This is a genomic window from Streptomyces sp. NPDC005803 (assembly GCF_040630435.1).
Taxonomy (GTDB): Bacteria; Actinomycetota; Actinomycetes; order Streptomycetales; family Streptomycetaceae; genus Streptomyces.
Map to the genome: position 1 here is coordinate 1 of NZ_JBEXXO010000060.1, position 8,552 is coordinate 8,552.

Annotated in this window: 5 protein-coding genes; 4 read left to right on the forward strand and 1 reads right to left on the reverse strand. The window is 66.7% G+C overall.

The genetic code is table 11. From position 1 onward, the window contains the following. The first annotated feature begins 933 nt into the window (after positions 1-933). From ABZ454_RS38440 to ABZ454_RS38450, 3 genes are all read left to right on the forward strand, one after another. The gene (locus ABZ454_RS38440; RefSeq protein WP_359544070.1) at positions 934-2,781 is read left to right on the forward strand and encodes an ATP-binding protein; all 1,848 of its coding nucleotides are present in this window, start codon (positions 934-936) and stop codon (positions 2,779-2,781) included. A gap of 454 nt (positions 2,782-3,235) precedes the next feature. Then, entirely contained in the window at positions 3,236-5,485 is a 2,250-nt protein-coding gene (locus tag ABZ454_RS38445) for a hypothetical protein (RefSeq protein WP_359544071.1), read from the forward strand. Between the two features lie 166 nt (positions 5,486-5,651). After that, positions 5,652-6,653 (forward strand): SEC-C metal-binding domain-containing protein, encoded by a 1,002-nt coding sequence (locus ABZ454_RS38450; RefSeq protein WP_359544072.1) that lies wholly within the window; start codon positions 5,652-5,654, stop codon positions 6,651-6,653. A 385-nt stretch (positions 6,654-7,038) separates the two neighbouring features. Here the strand turns inward: ABZ454_RS38450 and ABZ454_RS38455 are convergent, their stop codons facing one another. Further along, the gene (locus ABZ454_RS38455; protein ID WP_359544073.1) at positions 7,039-7,305 is read right to left on the reverse strand and encodes a phosphotransferase; all 267 of its coding nucleotides are present in this window, start codon (positions 7,303-7,305) and stop codon (positions 7,039-7,041) included. Here ABZ454_RS38455 and ABZ454_RS38460 point away from each other — a divergent pair. Continuing rightward, positions 7,271-8,347 carry an IS630 family transposase gene (locus ABZ454_RS38460; protein WP_359544074.1) on the forward strand — a complete coding sequence of 359 codons (1,077 nt, stop codon included), beginning with the start codon at positions 7,271-7,273 and terminating at the stop codon, positions 8,345-8,347. The two genes, ABZ454_RS38455 and ABZ454_RS38460, sit on opposite strands and share 35 nt — an antisense overlap. The last annotated feature ends 205 nt before the right edge of the window (positions 8,348-8,552 follow it).

Below are 8,552 nucleotides of genomic sequence, written 5' to 3' on the forward strand. Positions count from 1 at the left end.
TTGCTCTTCCTCCGGAAGCAAATACTCGCTTCGCTCGTTTCGGGCGTCCCCGCCCGAAAAGCGCGGAAAGCGCCTCCGGCGCTTTCCGCCGCCCCTCCGGGGCGTGGTTTCTCTTCCGCCCTCCGGGCGGAAGAGATTCGCGTGCCTCCGGCACGGATGGTGTGTATGAGTGAGTCTCATTTTCTTTTCTCTGAAGCTTTGTTGGGGCATTCCATGCCCCGGAAAAGATATGGCCATTCCATGGCCATTGGAATTGATGTTTTGTCAGAAGTGTGGTGGGGGGTTGGGCCCTTCCAGGTCCCAACTGCTTTTCTGGGTTGTCGGGTGACGATCGCGATCCCCTCCGGGGCTCGCTGGTCTGGCCCGGGGTTGGGGGCTGCGTGTCTCGCTGAGCGGTTGTGGCGTTGCTGTAGGAGGGGGCGACGATCTGTGAGAGGCGAATCATGAGCTACTACGGTGGCGGGCCAGACTGGGCGATGATCGGTGCGAAGAGGCGAGCTGAGCAGGAGGCTTCGAGTGCCCGGTCTGATGCGGGCCAGTGGAGGGCGCGGGCGGAGGCGTTGGCTGCCCGGGTATACGAGATGGCTGACCGGACTTGTCCCACTCACAGCGCGGGCGACTGTCAGTGCCGAAGGTGTTGGGAGCATCGGGTCTCTGAGCTCTTCGGCCCGGGAGCTGCCGGCCGCACCACGGCGGGCGCCGGGCCTGCGGACTCGTTTTGGAACCTGGTCAACAAGGTCTCTCGCGAAGCCGAAGAGCGCCGTAGGGCGACCTGAGATGTCCTTGTCGTCTCAGTCATAGGACTGTCCCGTGCTGCCGGTGCCAGGGCGCATGGGTGTCTGGGAAGCGGCTGTGCGTCACCGTCACGGACAGCCGCTCGTTACCGCTACACGGCCGTGCGGGGAGCACCGTCGAATCCGCGGGAGGCAACAGATGGTCGCGTTCAACATCGAGACCGCATTCTTCGAGGTGGCCGAAGGGGCGCCAGAGCGCCGCTTCAATGCCCCACTCACGGCACTGACCAGGGAGACGAGCTCGGGCAAGAGCACCTTGCTGGAAGCCATCTGGTGGACGCTCGGCGTCGATCACACAAAACTGATGCGCGCTGCCGCGGCATGCGCCCGTATCGGCTTCACAGCACGCATCGGACCACCACAGTGGCGCATCACCCGCAGCACAACGAACCCGCAGGACGATGTGGCCTTCACCAACATCACAACAGGTGTCGAGGAACAACATCCGGTCAAGGGCGGCGAGTCCCGCAGGGCCGCTGCCGACGCTTTCCAGGACCTGCTCGGCATTCCCAGGCTGGGCACTGGGCGGACCCGCGTCACTTTGGACCTGCTGCAGCCGTGGATCTACGCACGCCAGGACAGCCTGCCCACCCAGTACCTCGGCGGTCAGGGCAAGGAACAGCGGGTCTGCGTGGGCCGTGTGCTGCTGGGGGCTGATCACAAGACCGTCGACGCATTGCGCCAGGACTCTGCCGACAAGACCAAGAAGTGGCGTTCGGCGAAGAACCGGGTGAAGAGGATCCTGCGCGACCGTGAGGAGCACGAGCTTCCGTCTGTCGAGAATCTGCAGCGCCGGGCCGCCCAGTGGACCGCGCAGCACCAAGAGGGGTCCGCTCAAGCCCGTCACGCAGGCGCTGACCTCAGCCGGCTGCAGCGCGAACTGGCCGCACTGGAACAAAAGGCTTCCGCCGCGGAGGAGGCGCGCCGGACCGCCCGGACGGCAGCCGACGACCGGGAGCGGACGGCACGTCTGCTGGAGGCGGCCGCAGCCGAAGCCCGGGGACGCCTGGCTGGGCTTCGAGAGGCAGCCACCGATCCCAGCCTCTGCCCCCAGTGCGTGCGGCCGCTGGATCTGGCAGGGCTGTCGCAGGATGACTGCCCCGTGTGCCGGCGGATTGACCCGGAGCCTCAGCAGCGCGCCCAACAGTTCCAGCAGCGGATGACCCAGGCGCAGCAAGGTGCCGAGCGGGCTCGTGAAGCAGCCCGCCGGGCGGCGCAGGCCGCCGAGGACGCGCGGGGCCGGGCCGGCGATGCCGACCGGGCCCATACGGAGGCCTGGGCCAGCGCACGAGGCTTCGCCCAGGACGTGATCGCACCACAGCAACAGATCGTGGTCGAGGCAGAAGCTTCCGTGCGAGAGGTGGCCGCCCGGCTCGAACACAACACCGAACACCTTCGGGAGCTCGCCGAACTGACCGGACTACGCGAACAGCTGCCGCAGCTCCAGGAGCCCAAGGAAGCGGCCGAAGCCGCATACACCGCGGCACGCAACGACACCGACCTGATGGTGAAGCAGGGCACCGACCGGTGGTCGGACCACCTGCTGCGACGTATGCGGGCATGCGATCCGGAGATCACCACCGCCTCGGTCAGCCCGGAGGACTTCTCCGTCACCATCAACGGGGGAGCATTCGATTCGACTGTCGTCACCGGACACGGCAGAACACGGATCAATGTCAGCACCCTGCTGGCGCTGCGTGACGCCGCGCGGGAAGTCCCCGCCATGCCGGTGCCTCAGTTCCTGATGCTCGACAGCCCTTTCACCGGCCTCGGCAACAGCCCCAAGGACCAGCGCACCGGCGCCGCCCTGCTCGACGGTCTGACGGAGCTAGCCACCTCACAACACCCCTCAGGCGCCGGTGGGCAAGTCATCATCGCCTGCACCGAACTGCACGGCTCTCCCAAGGCAGCGGTACGTGAGATCCGCACCAGCCTGGCCGACGGCGCCATCCCCGGACTGCCGCCGCGTGACTCCGACACACCGTAGGAACCCGCACCAAGGCAGAGCGCCACCGGGCCTCGTACCCCCGCCCGATGCACCATGAAGCCGGGACAAAATGACCTGGCGGCCTCCTCAGACTCCGCGCTCCTGAACCGCAGGCTTGCTGCAGACATGTCTCGAGCAGCAGTTCCTGCCCCCTGCCGCCCGGTCTTCGACTGGATCGGGCGGCCACACTTGCAGACTTACTCGGATCATTAAGGACGCAAGCGCCCACGTTATTCAGAGGAAGGAATACTCGCGAGAAATACATCCCATCAATCATCCCGCATAAAGCATGAATTTCCATCCACCAACTACATTAATCATTGCATTTGCAAATATTGATGTAGTTGGTGGCCTTTCCCGAGCACGGCGGCGCCGGCCCGTGGCGTGCCGGCGGAAAGCGGTCACCGCTGTCGGTGGTCAGAGCTAGGCTTCGAGACCGTCATGAGGGGGTTGTATGACGTACGGTCTGCTGACACCGGATGTACCGCTTGGCCCGTTCGAAGGCGCCCGGATCACGGTGTGGTCCGCGCCGGGCAAGCGAGCCAAACTGCACGCCGCGCACTCGTGTTCCTATGTGCGCTCTGCCCGCACCGTCACCGAACGGAAAGTACGGCTGGGTGCCGAGGTGGTCGGCCGGATGTGTCCCAAGTGCACGACGTACGGCTCGTGGGCGCGTGAAGGGACCGGCCTGGGTATCTTCCTGCGCACGGTGACCGGCCTCGGGCTGCTGTATGAGATGGGTTCCTACAACGAGGCAGACGAGGAGGCGTGCAGCGATTTGCAGGTGGCTCAGGCCGCTTCCCTCCTGCACCGGCCTTGCTCCGGCGGCCCGGTTGCCACCACCTCGAAAGAGGCCGAGGACGAGGACGAAGATGAATCGGCCTGGGAGGAACTCCAGGAAGCCCGACGCGTACGCGAGTTGGTCTTCGCCGAGTGGCACGGTGCGCTGGCCAGTCTGATCCGAGTACACCAGGTCCTGGACCTGTTTCCCTGGTTGCGGAGCTGGGCCGCAGCTGGGGTGCGTCACAAGGAAGAGCGCCTGGAGGCGCTGCGCTCCCAGGCCGAGCAGCTCGTCGAGCGGGACGCACTCGTCCTGGCGGCTGAGGTGGCGGCCTTGGACACGCCCACGCTTCCCTGCGACGACCCGGCGTTCAGCCCCTTGGGCTCCCCTGCCGAGGCGGCGGCGCAGCTGACTTCGTTGTGGAAACGGTGGCAGTCCTGCGCGAAGGACAGCTGGGAGCATCCGCGGGAACACGACCACCTCGTCTACCAGCTCACCGGCACGATGAGCAGCCGGCGTAAGGGGCGCGCGCAGATGCTGGAGCGCGCCCGGATACTTCTGGACCAGTGGGCGGAACAGGCTTCGCACACGGTGGCACCGGAAGGGGCTGCCGAGCAGGCCCTGCTTGTGCGCCTGCCCGGAGGGAGCGTGCCCGTCAGAGGCTCCGGGACCTCGGTCCTGGACCGGCTGGGCGAGTGGGAGCGGGGCATCCTCGTCTCGTACACGGTGGGGGCCGATTGGCAGCAGTCGACCCTCACGGTGCGTGTGCCCGGCCCAGTGGCCGCCCAGTTGCTGTCGCACCGGGGCGCCCTGTCCTACGAGGAGCCGGCCCCGGTGACGGAGGATGCGCCCGGCGAGTCCGCGACGCCGGAAAAGACAGGCGGCCTGGCTCCGGGCGTGTTCGATGACACTCCGGTCAGCGCCCGCCGTCTGGTCACCCCGAAGGACTTGGCCGCGCTGCGCAGCACGGTGCGGGATCCGGAGCAGCTGTATGTGGTGCTCGGCGTCGAGGCCGGGGTGGAGGTGGTGCCACTGAGTGTGCTGGAGAAGCGGTGTTCTGCGGGGTGGCAGGGAGTCATCATCGCCGGCGCCAGTGACGTGCCTGAAGCGCTGTTCGAGGGCCGGCAGGCGCCCGCCGCGGTGGCTGGGACGCAGGACACGGCGCTGTGGGCCAGCCGTGCTTTCGACCCTTGCGATGAAGGGTTCGGCCGCAGCCTGAGCGCGGCGGAAGGCGAGAGGGTGCTCACGCTGCTGTGCGAGGGGCGCCGGGAGGCGGGGCAGGCGCTGCGGTCGCTGGTCCTTGCCCGCACCGTGACAGATCTACGCGCACTTGATGTCGATGAATGCGACGACCGGGGTCATCCGCGCAGGTCCTTTGCGGCTGACGTCTGGAATGGGCTCCTGGCCATGGAACAGCTGGACCTGGAGCCTTTCATGGCGGACGCCGAATCGGTCTGGCCTTCTGGTGTCCCGCCGCTGCCGCTGGGTGTCCTTGCCCGCGTGCAGGTCTACACGACGGACGCGACCGGCAAGTACCAGGGCCGGGCCCACTCCCCCGGCTGCGCTCACCGGCGCCCAATGCGCGGCCTCAGCTGCGACGACGACAAGGTGAGCGTGGAAGAACTTATGGGCCATGAGGGCTTCGACCCGTGCCGCAAGTGCGGCGGCTATGCCGTTCGGCGTCTGACCGATAACCAGGTCTCCTACTACCGAGCCACACACCGGCTGCACAAACTCGCCCGAAGCACCCGGGCTGCGGCCCGGCACGGCGCGACGCGCGCGCAGGAGATGGCGAAGAGCTTGGAGGAGCTCGGCGATCTGGACGAGCGGACCACCGTGGCGTGGTTCCTTTCGAGCGCAGAAGCTCGTCGGTGGCGTCGGATCACGCACGGTCTGCGACGGGACCTTTCTGGGGCCCTGTGAGCGGCCGTCGGAGGAGGGGTTGGTCGGCGGCTGGTCAGCTCGCGTGCAGGGTCGACTTCCAGAGCAACAAACGGGCATTTGCCTCCGGCACTCGCAGCGGGACGGGCATGATGGGGGCGCACGCAGAGGGGTAAGCACCGGCCTGTGCCGGTGACAGGGGGCTGGGATGAATCACGCACCACAGAGCACGGTCGTGCTGCCGCGCCGTATGGAGCACCTGACGGCCGACCAGCGGGGGTACCCGGTGATCGCTACGGTGGAGCGCGGCCCGCAAGGGGTGGATTTCGGATCGATCAATGAGCGGCGCAAGCTGGCCCTGGCCACGTTCGACTGGTGCGCCGTCTGCGGTCTGCCGTTCGCTGACGAGCTGCGCTGGCAGACGGTGCTCAAGGAGGGGCCGCTGCCCGCGGCGGCTTTCGGCGAGGCCCCGGTGCATGAAATCTGTGCGCTGTACGCGGCCCAGGTGTGTCCCTTTTTGTTCTCTCCGCAGGCGCGTCTGGGGGATGAGTTCCGTAAAGGGGCCGTGCGGGACCGGGTGGTGCGGTTCGTGGGGTTCGAGTCCACCAGCACGGTGTTCGCCCACGAATCGGAGCTGCAAAAGGGTGTCCACACGCTGCACTTCGAGCATCAGGGCCAGGCCGACGAGTTCTCCTACCACTCCCCCGATGAGATCCGTGAACAGTTTGCCGACGCTCTGGCACGGGAGCAGGATCTGCCGGTCAGCGACACGGAGCGGGTCCTGATCCGGCTCTTCAACCGTCTGGATGACAAGGGCGAGGGTGATGTGGTCACCGGAGCGGCACTGATCGCAGGCGCCGCATTCGCCAAGAACGTCTTCAAGGTGCAGGGGATGCGCACCTTCGCGGGCAAGGAGTACCCGGCTGTTGCCGGGCTGCTGCTGAGGGGCAGCGAGGAGGAGATCCTCACTTTCTCCCGCGAGTCCGGGGATGAGGCATTCTGCGTGACAGGCCCTTGGGTTCTCGAGCGTGCCGGTGCTCTGCCGGTGCCGCTGCAGCAGTGGCGCAAACGGGGCGAAGACATGGTCCCGCGCAGCGCACGCACCGAACCCGAAGGACCAGGCCGTAACGTGCCCAAGAACGCTGCTTGCCCCTGCGGTTCCGGTCGCAAGGCAAGGCGCTGCCACCCAGGCGGGGTTCCCGTCAGCTGACGCAGTGCAGGGCGGTTGCGGGTGGCCGCGGAGCAGCTGGCCGTGGGGCCGGTCTGAGAGGGGTGCCGGGGGTGGCGGAACGGCGGTGTACCGGGTGCGCAGCCCTGAGACGATGGGGTCTTGCGGCTAGAGGCGCGAGTGTGCCGGGTAGGAGTGCTCGGCCCGCTCGCCCCTTGCATTCCAAGACGCAGGGGCGCAGCACCGCCTTCGTTTCCATGGCGCAAGTCGGGCCCCGCTCACCTGATTGCTGGCCGCACGGGACTCATGCAGGCAGAGTCAAAGCAGCGCCGCGACCAAGCCGAGCGGTCGGGTCTGCCGCACTATCGGGTGACATCGAAGTGGTTCGACAGGCGATGGAGCACACAGTCAGGAGAGAGAGCCATAATCAGTTCCCGGAGCGGTCCGCGAGTTGAGGGTGATCTCCGCGCGAGACTGGCTGCAGGAGATCAGCCGCGACGACCAGGCCGGCCTCGGTGTCGAGGACGTCCGCGAGCGCCAGATGGATGCGGTCAGCGGTAGCAGGGGCGGCGAGGGCGTAGGCGTGCAACAGCGCGGCGTCCCAGCCACGCGGGGCCAGGCCAAACCCTTCCCAGTCGAGGATTACCCCGCTCACGGTGATGTTGGCCAAGTGGAAGTCTCCGTGGCGCAGCAGACGTTCAACAAGGTCATCCGAGGTACGGGATCGCCGAGCGAGCGAACGCCCTGCTCAAGGCCACACCGACCAACAAGCAACCCACCACACGAAGGCACGCGCACCTCCGTCACGGCCACATGATCAAAACGCCGACCGCAACCTCAACACGACCTCACCCCAACCATGCACGAGGTCGTTAGCGCAGATTCACCGGACAGCGCGACAGCTACGCCGAGATCCACCTTGCGATCGCCGGTCTCGTCTCCGACCGATCTGCCCAGCGGGCCACCGTCGGCGGACGAGCACCGAGCTGGTCTGGCACGCCTTCGGCCTCCAGCCCTGGCGGACCGAGACGTTCAAGGTCTCCCCGGACCCGTTCCTGATCGACAAGATCCGCGACATCGTCAGCCTCTACCTCGCTCCGCCGGCCAACGCCGTCGTCTTCGCGGTGGACGAGAAGCCGCAGATCCAGGCCCTCCAGCGGACCGCACCGGTCCTGCCGATGATTCCGGGAGTGCCCGAGCGGCGGAGTTTCGACTACGTCCGGCACGGCACCGTCGACCTGTTCGCCGCCCTGAACACCCTCACTGGCAAGGTGATCACCAGGCTCTCCGCCCAGCATCGGGCGGTGGACTTCCGGGACTTCCTCGACGAGATCGACTGCCAGACCGACAAGGGCCTGGAGGTCCACGTGATCTGCGACAACCTCTCCACCCACAAGGCCCCGGTGGTGCACAAGTGGCTCCTCGCACACCCCCGCTTCCAGCTCCACTTCACCCCGACCTACTCGTCCTGGATCAACCAGGTCGAGCGGTGGTTCGCCGAGTTGGAACGGCGCTGCCTCGCACGTGGTGTGTTCTGCTCCCTCGAGACCTCAAGACCTCACTCGAAGAGTCGATCAAGGTCTGGAACGACGATGCCCGGCCCTTCAAATGGACCAAGACAGCCGACCAGATCCTCGACCGCATCTGCCGCTAATGCGACAGGATCTCCGAACCAGGTCACTAGCTCGCGTGCGACCCGGACACGGTCGGGCAGATGGTGGATCACGCGGGATTAGCACGGCCAGGTCGAACAGGTCGGAGCGGGTGGGCACGGCTTCTGCGGTGCCTGCCAGGTATTGGACCGCAGGGTGGGAATTGAAGCGCTGAGCCTGGGTGAGCATGGGTAAGAGGTCATCTCATTTGGGTGACTCGGTATTCTGTGAGTCATGGTGGGGATCGTTGAGCGTCTGGTGCCGGACGAGTTGTGGGAGTTGTTCCAGC